The sequence below is a fragment of the Variovorax paradoxus genome, from assembly GCF_009755665.1.
Taxonomy (GTDB): Bacteria; Pseudomonadota; Gammaproteobacteria; order Burkholderiales; family Burkholderiaceae_C; genus Variovorax; species Variovorax paradoxus_G.
Genome location: NZ_CP046622.1, coordinates 4,026,323 through 4,042,786, shown reverse-complemented (window position 1 = coordinate 4,042,786; position 16,464 = coordinate 4,026,323). Strand labels below are relative to the sequence as shown.

The following is a 16,464-nucleotide window of genomic DNA, read 5'->3' as shown; positions in this document are numbered from 1 at the left end:
CGCATCATCTGGCTCTCGCTGCGCCAAGCGATTTCGCGGACTTGATCATCCCGCGCATCATTTGCGTGAGCGGAAACTCCACCAGCTTGTAGACCATGTGCGAAGCCGCAATGGCCGCAACGCCGACCGCCGCGGAAATGGCGAGTATCTGGACCGGCGAGGAAATGCCGAGCAGCTTCACCGTGATGGGAATGCCGACCAGGATGAATGGGTGGAAGAGGTACAGCGAATAGGAGCTGTCACCAATGGCCAGCACCGTGCGCATTTTTTTCCAGAACGGCCCGAGCAGGATGATTCCGATGAACATCATGGCCGAAGGAATTGCCAGCGCAAATCCTCTCAGTTGGCCGCTGCCAAGGCCTTGGGATATGGCCAGGTGGGCGAGAAAAGCGCCCGCAACGGTCAGGCCGATGGCGGCAGGAATGTGTTGCCGGAACGATCCCTTTTTGAACGCGACGCCAACGGCCACGCCAAAGGCAAATTCCACGAACAGCGAAAAATTGATGACCTTGGGGTCCACGTTCAGGAGCAGCCCAATGAATGAACCCGCGGCCAGTATCAGGCACGCAATGGTTGCGGTTTTCTTGTTGGCCGTGGGCAGCGCGACGAGCGCCCAGAGCGCGTAGAAGATGATCTCGTAGGTCAGTGTCCAGCCGTTGTTCACCAGATACGGCGCGGTGGTGGGCCACAAGAAAAACGAGGCGGCAATATCCGTTGCTTGCTGCGCGTTGCTGTTGATCAGGTTCGGCTTGAAGATCAGAACCAGCAAGGCCAGCAACGAAAGCCCCCAATAGAGCGGGAACACCCGCACGATCCGCTTTTCCATGAACTCCACATGCGTCATCGTCTTGTTGGCGGTGACAAAGTAGATGATGAAGCCGCTGATCATGAAGAAGATGTCGACACCGACGATCCCGAAATCGAACAACGGAATGGCGCCGCCCGAGAGCGCATGCGATTTTTGCGCGATGTGGTGAACGACCACTAGGAGGGCGGCAATGCCTCTTCCGGCCTGGATGGATTCAACGTACTGGGGCTGGTCGACCGCAATGGATTGAGACTTCACGAGATGCGATCCTGTTGAGCGGCGCCAACGAGAGCCGGCGAGCCTGAAGGGGCGGCAGGGCTGCTGCGCCGCAACCGCTTTTCTTCACGCAGTTCGGCTTTTTGCAGCATTGCCATGGCGGAAAAAACAAGCGGACTCACAATGGCGAAGTGGCGCGCAAAAGAGCCGAAATCGGGCTCGAACACGCCTTCGATAATGAGAAAGGACAAAGGCGCCAGGGCAATCTTGCCGGCCTGGATCATCTTTTTATTGTCGGACTTCGCGCTCTTGACGATGACCTTCACCATCCAGATGAAGGTGAAAGGCATGATCGAAATAAATGCCAGCTGGCTGACCGAACCAAAGCGCAAAAGCTCGAGCGGAAATGCCAGCCTGAAAAACGTGATCGTCGCATTGAGCGCCTGCAGCAGTGCATTGTCGGAAGCAATGACCGCCTCGATCACCGTTCGCGATCCTTCGGCGCCAACTTCCCGGTTTTCATTGACCGCGAGCCGGGCAAAGTCCAGCGTGACGCCTAAAGCGATTTGGAACGTCAGCGCAAGTGCGAAGTAAACCAGAACAATGATGGCCAGCAGCCTGAATACAGTGAGCTGCTTTCTGACGAGCCTCAGCCCGAACCAGACACCGCTGACCAGCAGCCAGTACTTTCTGACCACCCAGCCGTAAACCGTTGCGGACAAGAGCCACGTGAGTCCGAACCATGATTGGCGTGCCGCCATGACCGAGACGAGCACCACGGCGGCAGACAGCATGTCTTTGGAGAGAACCGACAGAAAAATCGCCCGGATGACTCCCCAGGCCAGCGACGCGAGGAATACGCCGAGGGGAATGCGGGCAAACTGGAAGACGGGAATCAAGGTGAGCGACACGCTCAGCAGGGCGCCAGCCAATGGCGCGGTGCCGGCGCTCAACCCCACCGATTCAAGAAGGAACGCGCTGCAGGCGTAGGAGTTTCTTTCCTCAATGGTGGTGGAGGTCAACTGGCACGCATCGGCCCCGAAGAAGCTCAGCAGCGTGTCTTCGTCCGGAAAGATCTGGGCTGCCGTGTCGTGATACGCGAACGGAATGGCTCCAACGACGAGCGCGGCAAATAGAAATACGATGAGCGATATTGCCGGGTCGATCGCTTTGCCGCGGATGCTTAAACTGGTCAAATTCGTTCCGCTTTAGAAGAAAGCGTTCATTTGGAAGACGGGGCAAAAATCAACGGGCCATTTCAATACTTTTGAACTGCTATCCGCGTTCAAGCATGAAAGTTCTTGTTGCAAATTCGGGCGTCTGAAGCGTTAAGCATTAACGCTTCTTGCCAAGGAACAGCAGCAAAGAATATGCCGGTCGCCCCTGCGAAGGCGGCTATTTTGTCTCGTTAATTCGCCCGCGCATTCCGGGCCTCGCGTTTCTTACGGTTGCTTGCAACCTGGCGGTGCCGGCCCGGTGGCCGGCACTCATTGCGGCGGCTGATTACGGCGCGCGCAAAGCGTCTGCGGCGGCTTCTGCCTTGTCGCCGTGGGCTTTTGACTTGTCCTGGATCAGTTCGACCTTGTAGCCGTCCGGGTCGGTCACGAAGGCGATGACCGTGCTGCCGCCTTTCACCGGGCCGGCTTCGCGCGTGACGTTGCCGCCGGCGGCCTTGATCTTTTCGCACGCGGCGTAGGCGTCGGGCACGCCGAGCGCAATGTGGCCGTAGGCGGTGCCGAGCTCATAGCTTTCGGTGCCCCAGTTGTAGGTGAGTTCGATCTCTGCCTGGTCGGGGTTGCCGCCTTCGTAGCCGACAAAGGCGAGGCTGTATCTGTACTCCGGGTTCTCGGAGGTGCGCAGCAGGTTCATGCCCAGCACCTTCGTGTAGAAGTCGATCGAACGCTGAAGATTGCCGACGCGCAGCATGGTGTGGAGAAGTCGCATCTCGTGGGTGCCTGTTCGTTGTTGTGGGAAGAATTCGATTGTCGGGTTTACGCGAGCGTGAGCAAGTGCGCCTCGTGTTTCTTCAGGAATTCACGCAGGTGCTGCGGATACTCCGGCACCACGGCGCTGCGCACACTGGGCCGCGCCGCCAGGGCCTTGCGCCATGCATTCACCTTGGGCAGGGCATCGAAGATGTGCGAGTCGCTGATCTCGTCGAACACTTCGAAGTAGCGAAAGACCGGCGCAAAGACGGCGTCGACCAGGCTGAAGTTTTCGCCCGCGAAGTAGGGACCTGCGCCCAGCGCGGCTTCGACGCGCTCGAACTTGGCGGCGAGTGCCATGCGCTTCTGTTCGAACACTTCGGCATCGCGCGTGGTCTCGTAGCCCCACAGGTCGCCCAATATCGCCGAGCCGAATTCCATCCAGGCGCGGTGCTCGGCGCGGGTGAGCGGGTCTTCAGGATGAAGACGCGGGCCCGGCTGGGTTTCTTCGAGGTACTCGCAGATCACATTGCTTTCGAACAGCACCGCTTCGCCGCCGCCCGGCCGCTGAAGGCGCAGCAGCGGCACCTTGCCGAGCGGCGAGATCGCAATGAACCAGTCCGGCTTGTTTGCGAGGTCGATCACCACGCGCTCAAAAGGCACGTTTTTCTCGGCCAGGGCAATGGCTGCGCGCTGTACATAGGGGCACAGCAGGTGGCTGACGAGGGTAAGGGGTTGGGCCATTGGCGTGCTCCGGAAAATAGGAAAGTGGGAGCGCCGCATTCTTGCGATCCCGAACAACCTTTTCCCGAAAAGCCCATTCGCCGAACGGGCGCCTTGTGCTATTTGGCGGTGTCCAGCCAGTGCGCGATGCGGCCTGCGTGCATCACGCCGATGCGGTCGGCCATGGCATGGGCTTCGGCATCGTTGTGGGTGACGAGGATGGCGGTCTGCCCGGCGCGTTTGAGAATCCCGCGCACCTCCGCCGTCAGGCGTTCGCGCGTGCCGCCGTCGAGATTCGAAAAAGGCTCGTCGAGCAGCAGCAGCGCGGGCGAAGGCGCCAGTGCGCGGGCGAGTGCGATGCGCTGCTGCTGGCCACCCGACAGCTCGTGCGGAAAGCGTTCACCGGCGTCCGCCAGGCCGACGAGCGAAAGCATTTCGGCCGTGCGCGACTGCTGCTGCGCGCGGCCCGCGCGGCGCAGGCCGAACGCCACGTTCTGGCTTGCCGAGAGGTGGGGAAACAGCGCGTACTCCTGAAACATCATGCCCACGCGCCGCTGCTCGGGCGGCAGGTGCACCTGGGTCGAAGACAGCAGCACCTCGCCGAGCCGGATCGTGCCGGCGCGTACGGGCTCGAAGCCGGCAATGGCCCGCAACACGGTGGTCTTGCCGCAGCCCGAAGGGCCGAACAGGCAGGCTATTTCGCCCGCGGGCAGGGACAGCGAAAAGTCGTTCACCACGGTGTGCAGGCCGCGCGGTGTTTCGTAGGCGAGCTGGATCGACTCGAGGGAAAGGGGGGAACTCATGTTTGATGCGGACCGGGCAGGGCCGATGGCGTGCCCAGTTGATTGCGTGCCAGCAGCACCACGGGCAGCAGCCCGGCCGCGACGATGGCCAGCGCGGCAATGGCGCCTTCTTCGTACGTGCCGCGGGCGGCCTCGGCATAGAGCCATGTGGCCAGCGTGTCGAAATTGGCGGGACGCAGCAGCAGCGTGGCGGGCAGCTCTTTCATGGCGTCGACAAAGACCAGCAGCGCACCCGTGGCAATGGCCGGCTGCAGCAGCGGCAGGTGCACACGGCGCAGCGTGCCGCCGGTGGTTTCACCCAGCAGCCGCGAGGCCTGTTCGATGGCGGGCGGAATGCGTGCGAGCCCGGCTTCGATGCCGCCCACCGGCATGGCGAGAAAACGGATGGCGCAGGCCACCACCAGCACAACACCCGCGCCCATCAGCGGCAAGCCTGCGAGGCCGAATGCGTTTGCCAATGCGGAGTCGAACGCCAGTGCGGGCGTGAGCAGGCCAATGGCGAGCACCGTGCCCGGCACGGCGTAGCCCAGCGCGGCCACGCGTGCCTGCCAGCGCGCGCGGTTGGGCCGCGACCCCTGGCTCCGGGCCGCCCATGCCACCACCAGCCCGGCGGCCACGGCGACGACGGTTACGCCCGCGGCCAGTGCCAGCGTGTTGCCCAGGCTCGAGAGCAGGCCTTGCGAAATGCCGCCGCCCTGGCGCAGGCGCTTGCTGCTTTCCCAGACGAGGTAGAGAGCAGGCGCCGCGAATCCGATCATCACCGGCAAGGCGGCGGTGGCGGTGGCCAGCCATGCCGTCCAGCCATGCAGGCGGCGCGGCTGCATCGGGCGCATGCGCTGCGTCGAGCCGAAGCGTTGATGCCGGCGGCCGTTGCGTTCGAGCCAGACCAAGGCCACCACCACGAACAGCATGGCGCAGGCGATCTGCGCCGCGCCGGCCAGGTCGGAGCGCGTGATCCACGTGGTGTAGACCGCAACGGTGAGCGTGTTCACGCCGAGGAATTCAGAGGCGCCGATGTCGTTGAGCGTTTCGAGCAGCGCAAGGCTCAGCCCCACGGCAAGCGCCGGGCGCGCCAGCGGCAGCGCCACCCGAAAGAACGCACCGCGCCGGCTCTCGCCCAGTGTGCGGGCGGCTTCCATCAAGTGCGCGGGCTGCGTCATGAACATGGCGCGCGCGGTCATGTAGACGTACGGGTAGAGCACGAAGCCCAGCACGAAGATCGCACCCGGCATGGAGCGCAGGTCGGGCAGGCGGAACTGGCGCGGGCTGTCGAAGCCCAAGGCCCAGCGGATCGCGCCCTGCACGGGGCCGATCGGGTGCAGCAGGTCCAGGTAGGCGAATGCGACGATGTAGGTCGGCATGGCCAGCGGCAGCAGCAGCGCCCAGTGCAGCACGCGGCGCCCCGGAAAGTCGCAGGCCGTGACCAGCCAGGCGCAGCCGGTGCCGATTACCAGCACCAGCACGCCGACACCCGCAAGCAGCACCGCCGTGTTGAGCGCCGCCTGCGGCAGCACGTGCGCGAACAGCGGCCCCCAGTGCGCCACGCCGGAGCCGAACGCAAGCCAGGCGAGCGTGAGCACCGGCGCAAGCACGCCGATGGCAATTGCAAACGAAGCGCTGCGCCAGAGCGGGCCTGCTGCGTGCAGGTCACCGAAGCTCATGCGAACCACAGGCGTTCCATTGCTCCCGCTCCCCTGGGGGCGAGCAACATCACTGATCGAAGCCGACCTTGTCGACCAGCGCGCTGGCTTGCTTGCGGTACTTGGCAATGTCGGTGAGCGGCAGCGGGTCGACCTTCAGTTCGCCGATGGTCTCGCCTATGATCGGGTCGAGCGCCACACCCTTGCGCACGGGGTATTCGTAGTTGGCTTGCGCGTACAGCGATTGCGCCGGCTCCGAAACCAGGAACTCGAGCAGCTTGACCGCATTGGCGCGCTGCGGCGAGTTCTTCGCCACGGCTGCGCCGCTGATGTTGACGTGCGTGCCGCCGCTCTTGCCGCTGGCGAAGGTCGGGCGGATCACCTTGATGGCGTCGCCCCACTTGCGCGCGTCGGTGCCTTCCTTGGCGCTCTTCATCTGGCCGACGTAGTACGAATTGGCCACGCCGATGTCGCAGATGCCGCCGAGAATGTCGCGCGCCACGTCGCGGTCGCCACCCGTGGCCTTGCGGGCCAGGTTGGCCTTGACGCCGCGCAGCCACTGTTCGGTCTTGGCTTCGCCGTCATGCGCAATCATCGATGCGATCAGCGCCGTGTTGTAGGGGTGCTGGCCCGCGCGGATGCAGACCTTGCCCTTCCACTTCGGGTTGGCCAGGTCTTCATAGCGGAAGCTCGTGATCGGCTGGTTCTTGTCGGCGTAGAGCACGCGTGCGCGCAGCGAGAGCGCGAACCACTGCCCGTCGGCGCCGCGCAGGTTGGCGGGAATGGCCGATTCGAGTGCGGCCGATTTCACCGGCTGCGTGACGCCGCCGTCCACCAGGTCCATCAAGTTGCCAATGTCCACCGTCATCAGCACGTCGGCCGGCGAGCGTGCACCTTCGGCCTTGACGCGCTCCAGCAGCCCGTCCTTCACGAACACGGTGTTGACCTTGATGTTGGTCTGCGTGCTGAAGGCCGTGATCAGCGGCTGGATCAACGCGGGTTCACGCGTTGTGTAGAGCGTGAGTTCGTCGTTGGCGGCGAAAGCAGGCAGGGCGGCAGCGGCCAGCCAGGCGGCGGAGACGCCGAGCAATGCGCGGGCGGCGCGGCCTTGAACGCCGAGGCGGTCGGTCATGAAGGATCCTCCAGGTGCAGAAACGTGAGTGGAAAAGCACCGCAGCCACGTGGCTGACGATGAGAATCATTATCACTGCCCCTGGCGCCGTTTATGTCCTTGCACTTACAAGAAGCACGGACTCACGCAGGTCAATCGACCCACTGGCAGGCTTGGTCGGGCGCGGCGCGCGTGGTGCGAAAGCGGTTGGCCGGATGCGACGGATCCTCGTAGCCGAACGAGATGCCGCAGACGATCTGGCGGTCGTCCGGAATCTCGAACCAGCGGTGCAGAAACCTGGAGCGCGACGCGACGGCCGCCTGCGCGATGCTGGCCACGCCCAGGCTGCGTGCCGCCAGCATGAAGTTGCCGACATAGGCGCCGCAGTCCACCGCGCCGTAGGTGCCGAGCAGCGCCTCGGTGGTGACGAGGGCCACGTGCGGCGCCCCGAAGAACCTGAAGTTCTCCTGCGCCTGCCGCGCCGAAGCCTCGCGGTCGCCGCGCACGATGCCGACGCTCTCGTACAGCTGAAAACCGCATTCGCGGCGGCGCTCCTGGTACACGCCGCGGTATTCCGCGGGCGGCGCAATGTCGAACGCGGCATCGGCCGCGGCTTCGTCCGAATCGAAGGCCTGGCGCAGCCGCTCGGTGGCTTCGGCACTGGTCACGATCACCTGCCATGGCTGTGAGTTGCACCAGGAGGCGGTGCGCTGTGCCATCTGCAGGATCGTGTCGATGGTTTCGCGCGCGACGGGTTCCGCAAGGTAGGCGCGGCAGCTGTATCTCTCGGAAAGAAGAGTCTTGAATGCCGGAGCGAGGTCAGGGTCGAGCGGCGTGGATGGCATGGCGGCGGCCCGGCTTACCGTGCAGAAGGCATCTCGAACACCAGGCAGGTGGTGGTGGCGTGCGCGTACAGCGTGCCGTCCGGTCCGAAAAGCCGTGCCTCGGCCGTGGCGAGTTGCCGGCCGCAATGAATGACCTTGCCCTCGGCGCGAACCCGTTGCGCCTTGGGCGTGAGGCCCTTCACGTAGTTCACGCTCAGCTCGGCGGTGGTGTAGGCGCGGCCGGCCGGCATCATGGTGTGGACCGAGCAGCCCAGCGCCGAATCCAGCAGCGTGGCCACCCAGCCGCCATGAATGGTGCCCAGCGGGTTCAGGTGCTGCGGCAGCGGCGTGCCCTGGAACACGGCCACGCCGGGGCTCACCGAAAGAAGCGTGAAGTCGAGCGTCTTGGCGATGGCGGCGTAGGGGATTTCGGCGCGCAGCATCGCTTCCATCATCTGCAGCCCGGTCTTGCCGGCGATCTGCTCCGGCCGCGCCAGGCCAGGGCCGGGTCCCGCGTCCAGGCGCTGGACGATCTCGGCCTCTTCCGCAATCCAGGCGTCGATGCCTTGGGGCTCGGTCATGAAAATCTCCTTGTTAGTTGTAGATGCAATTATTGTAGCTACAATGAAAATATGAATACCGCTCTGAAGCCCCCTCAGCTGAAGCCCCAGGGATGTACCAATTTCCGCTTGCGGCGGCTCTCCAGGCTGGCGTCGCGCCTCTATGACGCGCATGTCGCGCCCAGCGGGCTCAAGACCACGCAGTATTCACTGCTCTCGCACGTGCTGCATTTCGGACCGCTGCGTCCGGTCGATCTGGCACGCGAGATGAATGTCGACGCCTCGACGCTCACGCGCAATCTCAAGCCGATGCTGGCGGCGGGCTTCCTGGTGCAGACCGAGGGCCCCGATGCGCGCAGCCGCATGCTGTCGATCACCGACGCGGGCCGCGAGAAGCGGGCCGAAGCGCAGCGGCTGTGGCACGGCGCGCAGCTGGCGCTCAACGACATCCTCGGCACGGAGCGCGTTCTGGCGCTGCACACCCTTCTCGACGAGAGCCTGGAATTGCTGCAGCGCGCAGGACTGGGCGATGGACAGCCGGAAGACCCAACAGGAGCCCGCGATGAATGAAACCTCTGTGCGGCGCCATGCGCTCTGGCTCGTGCTGCTGGCGGCCGCGGGCGCTTTCGCGCTCACGATGGGCGTGCGCCAGACGATGGGTCTGTTCCTCTCGGCGCTCAACACCTCGACCGCACTTGGCATCGGCAGCATCAGCCTTGCCTTCGCGTTCGGGCAGCTCTGGTGGGGGCTCACGCAGCCCTTCGCGGGCGCCGTGGCCGACCGCATCGGAACCGGGCGCGTGGTGGTCATCGGCGTGCTGCTGGTGGCCATCGGCACGCTCATCACACCGCTCATGACGAGCACGGCCGGCCTGATCTTCGCCATAGGCGTGCTCGCGGCCGGCGGCGCCGGCATGGCGGGCCCTTCGGTGCTGATGGCCGCGACCACGCGCCTGGTGCCGGCGAACAAGCGCGGCCTGGCCACCGGCCTGGTCAACGCCGGCGGGTCCTTCGGACAGTTCGCGATGGCACCGATCGCCGTCGGCCTGACGGCCGCGGTGGGCTGGGCCGGCGCCATGCAGTGGCTTGGCGTGCTGGTGCTGCTGGCGTTGCCGGCCGCATGGGTGCTCAAGGGCAATTCGAACGCGATGGCCGCGGCCTCGGCAGCCGCATCGGGCACCAAGCCGTTGAGTGCGCGCCAGGCCATCGGCCAGGCGCTCGCGACACCCAGCTACCGCTACCTGAGCCTGGGCTTCCTGGTCTGCGGCTTCCACGTCGCCTTCCTGGCCACGCACCTGCCCGGCGTTGTCGCGGCCTGCGGGCTGCCGGCCGAAGTCGGCGGCTGGGCGCTCGCGATGATCGGGCTCTTCAACATCGTCGGCAGCCTTGCCATGGGCTGGGCCGTGGGGCGCTGGCGCATGAAGTCGCTGCTGTCGCTGGTCTATGCCACGCGCGGCATCGCCGTGCTGGTGTTTTTGCTGGCGCCGAAGACGACGACGGTCATGCTGGTGTTCGCCGCCGTGATGGGTGTGACCTTCCTGTCGACCGTGCCGCCAACCGCCGGCCTCGTCGCCAAGATGTTCGGGCCGGCCAACATGGCGATGCTGTTCGGCATCGTGATGCTGGCGCACCAGGTCGGTGGCTTCCTGGGCGCGTTCCTGGGCGGCTACGTGTTCCAGGCCACGGGCAACTACGACATCGTCTGGTACATCGACATCGCGCTTGCCGCCGGTGCCGCGCTGGTGCACCTGCCGATCCGCGAAGCGCGGCTCGTGCGTTCGAAGCTGGCGGCGGCATGAGCCAGGAACTCGACCCGCGCACGCGGCGGCTGCTCGAAGCGCCCATCGTGCCCACGCTGCTGCGGCTGGCCGCGCCCAATGTGCTCGTGATGGTGGCGCAGGCTTCCGTCGGGCTCATCGAAACCTACTTCGTCGGCAAGCTGGGCACCGATGCACTCGCTGGCATGGCGCTGGTATTTCCCATCGTCATGCTGATGCAGATGACCTCGAGCGGCGCCATGGGCGGAGGCATCGCCTCGTCCATTGCGCGAGCGCTGGGCGCGCGGCGCCGCGATGACGCCGACGCCCTGGTGTGGCACGCGGTGGTCATCGCCATCGGCTTCGGCTTGCTCTTCTCGCTCGCGCTGCTGGCCGGTGGGCGCTGGCTGTACGGAATCATGGGTGGCACCGGCGCCTCGCTCGAGGCGGCGCTGACGTATTCGAACTGGGTGTTTGCGGGCGCCGTGCTGGTGTGGCTCTTCAACTCGCTGTCGGCCATCATCCGCGGTACCGGCAACATGGCGGTGCCTGCGAACGTGACGGTGGCGGGAGTGGTGTTTCTTATTCCGGCATCGCCATTGCTGATCTTCGGCTGGGGTCCGCTGCCGGGCATGGGCATTGCGGGCGGCGCAATGGCGCTGCTGCTGTACTACCTGCTGGGCTCTGTGGCGCTCATCGTCTACCTGCGCTCGCCTCGCAGCCTGCTGCGCCCGACGCTTGCCGCGCTGAAGCTGCGCTGGCCGCTGTTCCGCAACATCCTGGGCATCGGGCTCGTGGGTGCGGTGTCCACGGTGGCAACCAATCTGTCGATCGGCATTGCCACCGCTCTGACCGGCCACTTCGGTTCAGGCGCACTGGCAGGCTACGGAACCGCATCACGGCTCGAATACCTGCTGGTGCCGCTGGTCTTCGGCCTTGGCGCGCCGCTGGTTGCGATGGTCGGCACCTGCATGGGCGCCGGGCAGCGCGAGCGCGCGTTGCGCGCCACGTGGGCCGGCGCCGCGCTGGCTTTTGCATTGACCGAGACCATCGGGCTCGCCGCGGCGCTGTTTCCGCGGCCCTGGCTGCTGCTGTTCGGCAACGACCCCGCCATGCTCGAAACCGGCGCGCACTACTTGCGCGTGGTGGGACCGCTCTACGGCCTCTTCGGCGTCGGCCTGGTGCTGTACTTTGCCTCGCAAGGGGCGGGGCGCCTGCTGTGGCCCGTGCTTGGCAACATCGCGCGGCTGGCCGTGGCCGGAATCGGCGGATGGCTCGCATTGCGCTGGGGCGGCGGGCTGACCGGCGTGTTCGCCGCGCAAGGCGTGGCGTTGGTGGTCTACGGCATCGTCATCGCGTCGGCAATTGCAGGCGGCGCGTGGTTCGGCCGTGTCGGCTGGCCGCGCTCGCCTGCAAACCTGCTGCGGCGCGTGGCGGCGCAAGCTGAGCCGGCTTTGGCCCAGGCAAGGCCTACCGCGCTAAATCAATAGCGATAGGGGTTGTTCGGGCGGCGGTCGTAGCGATTCGGAACGCCGTCGCCGTCGTAGTCCCTGCGGCCGTAGCGGCGCTCTTCCCAATGCCGATGCCGGCGGTGTTCGTAGCGGTCGTGGCCACGGTGGTAGCCTGGACCGTAGTAGGGCCGCGGGGGCGGCGGAGCGTAGTAGTGGTGGCGCGGGGGCGGCGGCGCTGGCACCACATACACCTGTGCCTGAATGAAGCGGCCGCCGGTCTGGGCTTGGGCCGGGGCGCTGAGGGCAGTCAGCGAGAGCAGGGCAGCGGCGCCGATTGCAAAGATGAGCTTTTTCATGGCAACTCCAATGGAGTGGTTGGAAGCCCTATCGTCGTGCTTCCATGTGAACGCTGTGTAAGGCTCGCGCGAAATCCGATAAAGAGCTGTAAGCCGCTGCGCAGCCGTTCCGCCATCTTAGGCGCCCTGTGCCGTGGCTGTAACCGGTCGAACGGACGTCAGCCGTGTGGCGGAGGCAGCATCCGCCGGAGCGCCTCGAAGAACAGGTCGGACTGCTCGCGTTCACCCTGGATTTGCGCCGCGGCAAGAGCGGCCATCTCGGCATCGACGGGAACCAGCGGGCGCCCGGTGGATTGCGCAATCACCTGGTGCAGGCTTGCGCGTTCGAGGTAGTAGAGATCGTCATAGGCGTGCGCAATGGTGGCGCCCGCCACGACGACGCCATGGTTTGCGAGAAAGGCCACGTCTTTTCCCGCCATGGCGCGCGCGATGCGCTCGCCCTCGGCATCGTCGAGCGCCAGCCCGTTGTACACCGCGTCGATTGCAATGCGGTTCATGTAGCGCATGGCGTTCTGGCTCAGCGTGGGGTCGAGCGCGCGATCGACCGTGAGCGTGAGCGCCGTGGCGTAGGGCATGTGGCAGTGCAGCACCACCGCATGGCCGGTGATCCGGTGCACCGCGCCGTGAATGAAAAGGGCGGTCGGTTCGACCCTGTGGCGGCCGGCGAGCACTTCGCCGTGCACGTCGATCAGCACGATGTCGTCCGGCCCGATCTCGCTCCAGTGCAGGCCGCGAGGGTTGATCAGGTAGCGGTCCTGCGCGCCCGGCAACATGACGCTGAAATGATTGCAGACCCCTTCGGACAGGCCGTGGTGTGCGGCTGCGCGCAAGGCAAGTGCAAGGTCTTCGCGCAACTTGCGCACGGTGGGGCTCGCGTAGTCTGAATCTGCGGACATCGACGGGGCCTTGTGGATGTGTGGATGGATGTGGCTAAAGAGGATGGGCTCAGGCGCGGATTGCGCCCGTATAGGCCGCAACGAATCTCTCGGCATCGGCACGCACCGCCGATGCCTGCTTGCCGGGCTTGTAGAGCGCAGAGCCGATCCCGAAGCCGGACGCGCCAGCCGCGCGCCACTCGGCCATGTTGGCCGGCGTAACGCCGCCCACGGGCATGAGCGGCGTGCCGGCAGGCAGCACGGCGAGCAATGCCTTCACAACCGCGGGCGATGCCAGTTCGGCCGGAAACAGCTTGAGCCCGGTGGCGCCCGCGGCCAGTGCGCCGAAAGCCTCGGTCGGCGTCATCACGCCGGGCAGGCAGACCATGCCGAGCCGCACGGCTTCGGCGATGACTTCGGCGTTGAAGTTGGGCGACACGATGAGCTCGCCGCCGGCGGAATGCACATAGCGCACCTGTTGCGCGTCGAGCACCGTTCCGGCGCCCACCAGTGCCTGCGGAAAGCGCGTGCGCATCAGCGTGATGCTGGCATAGGGCTTGGGCGAATTGAGCGGCACCTCGAGCAGCCGGAAGCCCGACTCGACGATGGCGTCGCCCACGTCGGCGGCTTCGGGCGGCGTGAGCCCGCGCAAGATGGCGACCAGCGGCAGCTCGCGCATCGCGGCATCGAATTTTTCTTGGGGAGTCGTCATGAGGGATTTCTGTCTGCGTCGAGAAAACCGGACAGCGCGTGCAGCCCCGCCCAGGTGGCTTCGGCGCCGAGCGTGCGGGTGGCAGTGCCGGTGGCGCTCAGCGCAAGCGTGTAGCGTTGCGTCAGTGCAGGGGAGCCGATCAGCACCACTTCGCCGAAGGCATGCAGCGACTGCGTGCGCAGTTCTTCGCCGATCAGCAGGCCCGAGAGATAGCTCGCAAGCTCTTGCGTGGGCATGCGTTCGAAAAGTGCCAGCGTGCGCGCGCCGAAGGCGTTGTGCAGCAGGCCCTGGCCGTTGTCGGCACGCGTGACGCCCTGCACAAAAGCGGCTTCGTCGAGCGGCGCATCGGCATCGAGCGTGCGCGCCAGAATCGAATGCTGGCTCAGCAGCGCATAGAACTCGCCGGTCATGAAGGTGCGAAAGCCGGTGACGCGGCCCTTCTTGACCGTGGCCCATTTGTTATGGGTGCCCGGCAATACGAACACGCCTTCGTCCACATCCATCAATGCCATGGCGCCGAAGATCTGCACTTCTTCGCCGCGCATGACATCGGGAACGCCGTCGTGCTCGTCGCTGAGACCCGGCACGATGGCAATGCGCGAACGGGGCAGTGCGTCGATGTCGATGATCTTGCGGCCCACTTCGACGCGGCCCGCGGGGCAGGCGCAATACGGCGCCTCGACCCAGCCCTGCTTGCTGCCGGCCATGCCGGAGATCAGGCAGCGCGTGCCTCCGGGCTGCATCCAGTCGCCGAACAGCTCATCGAACACCGCGGGAAAGCCGCCCGCCGGCACCTTGAGAATGCCGCGCGTGTCGCTGCGCTCGTCGAGCACCTCGCCACCCGCGTCGAGCAATGCGCCGCGCAGGGAGCTCGTGCCCCAGTCGATGGCTACCAGTCTTGTCATCCTAGTGATTGTCGCGCGGCACAAAGCCTCCGCGGCGGCCGCGCAGGAACGCCAGGTCGGCCCCCTGGTCGGCCTGCAGCACCGTGTCGACATAGAGCTTCCAGTAGCCCGAATCGAGCGGCGCCTTGGGCGCGACCCATCTTTCGAGCCGCTTGGCCAGTTCTTCGTCGCTCACATGCAGGTGCAGCTTCCGGTTGGGCACGTCGAGCTCGACGATGTCGCCGTCCTGCACCAGCGCGAGCGGGCCGCCCGCCGCGGCCTCAGGCGACGTGTGCAGCACCACCGTGCCGTAGGCTGTGCCGCTCATGCGCGCATCGCTGATGCGCACCATGTCGGTAATGCCCTTGCGCAGCACCTTGGGCGGCAGCGGCATGTTGCCCGACTCGGCCATGCCGGGGTAGCCGCGCGGGCCGCAGTTCTTCAGCACCATGACGCAGTGCTCGTCGATGTCCAGGTTCTCGTCGTCGATACGCTTGTGCAGGTCGTCCGCGTTTTCGAACACCACGGCGCGGCCCTTGTGCACCAGCAGCTCGGGCGTGGCAGCGCTCGGCTTGATGATGGCGCCGTTGGGCGCGAGGTTGCCGCGCAGCACGCAGATGCCGGCCTTGTCCTTGAAGGGTTCGGCCAGCGGACGGATCACCTGCGGGTTGTAGTTTTCGGCGTCCTTCACGTTGTCCCACAGCGTCTGGCCGTTGGCGGTGATGGCGTCCTTGTGCAGGTGTTCCGCAATTTCCTTGATGACCACCGGCAGGCCGCCCGCGTAGCAGAAATCTTCCATGAGGAAGCGGCCCGAAGGCTGCAGGTCGACCAGGCAGGGCAGCTCGGAGGCCAGCCGGTCGAAGTCGTCGAGCGAAAGGTCCACGCCGATGCGGCCGGCAATGGCCAGGAGGTGAATCACCAGGTTGGTCGAGCCGCCGATGGCCGCATTGACCTTGATGGCGTTCTCGATGGCCTGGCGCGTGAGGATCTTGGACATGTTGAGGTCTTCATGGACCATGTCGACGATGCGGCGGCCGGCCATGCGTGCCAGCACGTTGCGGCGGCCGTCGACGGCCGGATACGCCGCATTGCCCGGCAGGCCGATGCCGAGCGACTCGACCATGCAGGCCATGGTGCTTGCGGTGCCCATGGTCATGCAGTGGCCGTGGCTGCGGTGCATGCAGCTCTCGGCCTCGAAGAAGTCTTTGAGCTTGAGCGTGCCGGCGCGCACCTGTTCGCTCATCTGCCACACGCCGGTGCCCGAGCCCAGCTCCTGGCCGCGCCATTTGCCGGAGAGCATCGGGCCGCCCGAGACGCCGATGGTCGGCAGGTCGACGCTGGCCGCACCCATCATGAGCGCGGGCGTGGTCTTGTCGCAGCCCATGAGCAGCACCACGCCGTCGAGCGGGTTGCCGCGAATGCTTTCTTCCACGTCCATGCTCGCAAGGTTGCGGTACAGCATGGCTGTGGGCCGCAGCAGCGTTTCGCCGAGCGACATGACCGGAAACTCGACCGGGAAGCCGCCCGCTTCGTACACACCGATCTTCACCTGCTCGGCGAGCGTGCGGAAGTGCGAATTGCAGGGCGTGAGTTCGCTGAAGGTGTTGCAAATGCCGATGACCGGACGCCCGTCGAACTGGTCGTGCGGCACGCCCTTGCCCTTCATCCAGCTTCGATAGATGAAGCCGTCGCGGTCATTGCGGCCGAACCATTGCTGGCTGCGCAGATCTTCGGGATTTTTCTTCTTCGGCGGGGTGGTCATCGCTTGTCTCCGGGTAACTGGAAGTGTGCCGGCAGGTCAGGGTTTTTCCTGCCGAAAT

The 16,464-nt window shown here is 65.6% G+C and carries 17 protein-coding genes; 3 read left to right on the top strand and 14 right to left on the bottom strand.

The genetic code is table 11. The annotated features are described in order from the left end of the window. Positions 1–4: 4 nt before the first annotated feature. The 9 genes from GOQ09_RS18850 to GOQ09_RS18810 all read right to left on the bottom strand — a co-directional run bounded on the left by GOQ09_RS18850 (position 5) and on the right by GOQ09_RS18810 (position 8,631). Positions 5–1,066 (bottom strand): acyltransferase family protein, encoded by a 1,062-nt coding sequence (locus tag GOQ09_RS18850; protein ID WP_157614910.1) that lies wholly within the window; start codon positions 1,064–1,066, stop codon positions 5–7. Beyond that, on the bottom strand, positions 1,063–2,220 hold the full coding sequence (locus tag GOQ09_RS18845; RefSeq protein WP_157614909.1) for a hypothetical protein: 1,158 nt from the start codon (positions 2,218–2,220) through the stop codon (positions 1,063–1,065). Before GOQ09_RS18845 ends, GOQ09_RS18850 begins: the two co-directional genes overlap by 4 nt. Before the next feature lie 307 nt (positions 2,221–2,527). Beyond that, positions 2,528–2,968, bottom strand: coding sequence for a lactoylglutathione lyase (gloA, locus tag GOQ09_RS18840; RefSeq protein ID WP_157614908.1), 441 nt, complete (start codon positions 2,966–2,968; stop codon positions 2,528–2,530). 47 nt (positions 2,969–3,015) lie between these two features. Continuing rightward, positions 3,016–3,693: a glutathione S-transferase family protein gene (locus GOQ09_RS18835; RefSeq protein ID WP_157614907.1), complete on the bottom strand. Its 678-nt coding sequence runs from the start codon at positions 3,691–3,693 to the stop codon at positions 3,016–3,018. A 98-nt stretch (positions 3,694–3,791) separates the two neighbouring features. Next, a complete protein-coding gene (locus tag GOQ09_RS18830) occupies positions 3,792–4,475 on the bottom strand; it encodes an ABC transporter ATP-binding protein (RefSeq protein ID WP_157614906.1) in 684 nt (227 codons plus the stop codon). Then, entirely contained in the window at positions 4,472–6,136 is a 1,665-nt protein-coding gene (locus tag GOQ09_RS18825; RefSeq protein ID WP_157614905.1) for an ABC transporter permease, read from the bottom strand. Before GOQ09_RS18825 ends, GOQ09_RS18830 begins: the two co-directional genes overlap by 4 nt. 49 nt (positions 6,137–6,185) lie before the next feature. Then, complete coding sequence (locus tag GOQ09_RS18820) at positions 6,186–7,247, bottom strand: Fe(3+) ABC transporter substrate-binding protein (protein ID WP_157614904.1); 1,062 nt, start codon at positions 7,245–7,247, stop codon at positions 6,186–6,188. Between the two features lie 131 nt (positions 7,248–7,378). Continuing rightward, positions 7,379–8,071: a nitroreductase gene (locus tag GOQ09_RS18815; RefSeq protein ID WP_157614903.1), complete on the bottom strand. Its 693-nt coding sequence runs from the start codon at positions 8,069–8,071 to the stop codon at positions 7,379–7,381. A gap of 14 nt (positions 8,072–8,085) precedes the next feature. Then, entirely contained in the window at positions 8,086–8,631 is a 546-nt protein-coding gene (locus GOQ09_RS18810) for a PaaI family thioesterase (protein WP_157614902.1), read from the bottom strand. Between the two features lie 51 nt (positions 8,632–8,682). Here GOQ09_RS18810 and GOQ09_RS18805 point away from each other — a divergent pair, with 51 nt between their 5' ends. From GOQ09_RS18805 to GOQ09_RS18795, 3 genes are read left to right on the top strand one after another with little or no spacing between them, the layout of a single operon-like run. Beyond that, positions 8,683–9,180, top strand: a complete 498-nt coding sequence (locus GOQ09_RS18805; protein ID WP_157614901.1) for a MarR family winged helix-turn-helix transcriptional regulator — start codon at positions 8,683–8,685, stop codon at positions 9,178–9,180. Continuing rightward, positions 9,173–10,408 (top strand): MFS transporter, encoded by a 1,236-nt coding sequence (locus GOQ09_RS18800; protein ID WP_157614900.1) that lies wholly within the window; start codon positions 9,173–9,175, stop codon positions 10,406–10,408. Before GOQ09_RS18805 ends, GOQ09_RS18800 begins: the two co-directional genes overlap by 8 nt. Further along, positions 10,405–11,856 (top strand): MATE family efflux transporter, encoded by a 1,452-nt coding sequence (locus GOQ09_RS18795; protein WP_157614899.1) that lies wholly within the window; start codon positions 10,405–10,407, stop codon positions 11,854–11,856. Before GOQ09_RS18800 ends, GOQ09_RS18795 begins: the two co-directional genes overlap by 4 nt. Here GOQ09_RS18795 and GOQ09_RS18790 read toward each other — a convergent pair. The 5 genes from GOQ09_RS18790 to GOQ09_RS18770 form a co-directional block, all read right to left on the bottom strand. After that, a complete protein-coding gene (locus tag GOQ09_RS18790) occupies positions 11,850–12,173 on the bottom strand; it encodes a hypothetical protein (protein WP_157614898.1) in 324 nt (107 codons plus the stop codon). The genes GOQ09_RS18795 and GOQ09_RS18790 overlap by 7 nt on opposite strands. Positions 12,174–12,331: 158 nt before the next feature. Next, the gene (locus tag GOQ09_RS18785) at positions 12,332–13,069 is read right to left on the bottom strand and encodes an aldolase (protein ID WP_157614897.1); all 738 of its coding nucleotides are present in this window, start codon (positions 13,067–13,069) and stop codon (positions 12,332–12,334) included. A gap of 49 nt (positions 13,070–13,118) precedes the next feature. Beyond that, positions 13,119–13,760 carry a 2-dehydro-3-deoxy-6-phosphogalactonate aldolase gene (locus tag GOQ09_RS18780; RefSeq protein ID WP_157614896.1) on the bottom strand — a complete coding sequence of 214 codons (642 nt, stop codon included), beginning with the start codon at positions 13,758–13,760 and terminating at the stop codon, positions 13,119–13,121. Continuing rightward, a complete protein-coding gene (locus GOQ09_RS18775; RefSeq protein ID WP_157614895.1) occupies positions 13,757–14,665 on the bottom strand; it encodes a 2-dehydro-3-deoxygalactonokinase in 909 nt (302 codons plus the stop codon). The genes GOQ09_RS18780 and GOQ09_RS18775 overlap by 4 nt, the downstream gene beginning before the upstream one ends. 1 nt (position 14,666) lies before the next feature. Beyond that, complete coding sequence (locus GOQ09_RS18770) at positions 14,667–16,406, bottom strand: IlvD/Edd family dehydratase (RefSeq protein ID WP_157614894.1); 1,740 nt, start codon at positions 16,404–16,406, stop codon at positions 14,667–14,669. Between the last annotated feature and the right edge of the window lie 58 nt (positions 16,407–16,464).

Excerpts from the sequence above, each read along its gene's own strand:
- gloA (WP_157614908.1), bottom strand. The coding sequence starts at position 2,968 with ATGCGACTTCTCCACACCATGCTGCGCGTCGGCAATCTTCAGCGTTCG.
- GOQ09_RS18835 (WP_157614907.1), bottom strand. The coding sequence starts at position 3,693 with ATGGCCCAACCCCTTACCCTCGTCAGCCACCTGCTGTGCCCCTATGTA.
- GOQ09_RS18830 (WP_157614906.1), bottom strand. The coding sequence starts at position 4,475 with ATGAGTTCCCCCCTTTCCCTCGAGTCGATCCAGCTCGCCTACGAAACA.
- GOQ09_RS18825 (WP_157614905.1), bottom strand. The coding sequence starts at position 6,136 with ATGAGCTTCGGTGACCTGCACGCAGCAGGCCCGCTCTGGCGCAGCGCT.
- GOQ09_RS18820 (WP_157614904.1), bottom strand. The coding sequence starts at position 7,247 with ATGACCGACCGCCTCGGCGTTCAAGGCCGCGCCGCCCGCGCATTGCTC.
- GOQ09_RS18815 (WP_157614903.1), bottom strand. The coding sequence starts at position 8,071 with ATGCCATCCACGCCGCTCGACCCTGACCTCGCTCCGGCATTCAAGACT.
- GOQ09_RS18810 (WP_157614902.1), bottom strand. The coding sequence starts at position 8,631 with ATGACCGAGCCCCAAGGCATCGACGCCTGGATTGCGGAAGAGGCCGAG.
- GOQ09_RS18805 (WP_157614901.1), top strand. The coding sequence starts at position 8,683 with ATGAATACCGCTCTGAAGCCCCCTCAGCTGAAGCCCCAGGGATGTACC.
- GOQ09_RS18800 (WP_157614900.1), top strand. The coding sequence starts at position 9,173 with ATGAATGAAACCTCTGTGCGGCGCCATGCGCTCTGGCTCGTGCTGCTG.
- GOQ09_RS18795 (WP_157614899.1), top strand. The coding sequence starts at position 10,405 with ATGAGCCAGGAACTCGACCCGCGCACGCGGCGGCTGCTCGAAGCGCCC.
- GOQ09_RS18790 (WP_157614898.1), bottom strand. The coding sequence starts at position 12,173 with ATGAAAAAGCTCATCTTTGCAATCGGCGCCGCTGCCCTGCTCTCGCTG.
- GOQ09_RS18785 (WP_157614897.1), bottom strand. The coding sequence starts at position 13,069 with ATGTCCGCAGATTCAGACTACGCGAGCCCCACCGTGCGCAAGTTGCGC.
- GOQ09_RS18780 (WP_157614896.1), bottom strand. The coding sequence starts at position 13,760 with ATGACGACTCCCCAAGAAAAATTCGATGCCGCGATGCGCGAGCTGCCG.
- GOQ09_RS18775 (WP_157614895.1), bottom strand. The coding sequence starts at position 14,665 with ATGACAAGACTGGTAGCCATCGACTGGGGCACGAGCTCCCTGCGCGGC.
- GOQ09_RS18770 (WP_157614894.1), bottom strand. The coding sequence starts at position 16,406 with ATGACCACCCCGCCGAAGAAGAAAAATCCCGAAGATCTGCGCAGCCAG.